The sequence below is a fragment of the Roseateles sp. AC306 genome, from assembly GCF_979253795.1.
The window spans coordinates 1-264 of record NZ_CEEDEB010000090.1; the positions used below are offsets into that span (position 1 = coordinate 1).

Here is a 264-nt window from a genome sequence, read left to right on the forward strand (position 1 = left end):
CCATTATTGCGATGGGCGTGACTTTTTTACTGTTACGCGCATTGCAGGGAGTATTGTTCAACGTTCCCACGCTACTGGTGTGGCTGCTGATTGGTTTGCTGTGTATTGGCGCAGGTAAAGTTCGTCTTCATTATCATGCTTATCTGACAGCTGCTTCACGTAATGATAGCCATGCCCGTGCCACGATGGCTGGCGAACTCACCATGATTCACGGCGTCCCGGCAGGCTGCGACGAACGTGAGTATTTGCGTGAGCTGCAAAATG

The 264-nt window shown here is 51.1% G+C and carries 1 protein-coding gene; it reads left to right on the forward strand.

Annotated features, from left to right (window positions below):
• Positions 1-264, forward strand: a 264-nt coding sequence (gene ampE, locus AC0IZJ_RS28510; RefSeq protein ID WP_471855631.1) for a regulatory signaling modulator protein AmpE, incomplete at both ends; no start/stop codon positions are given.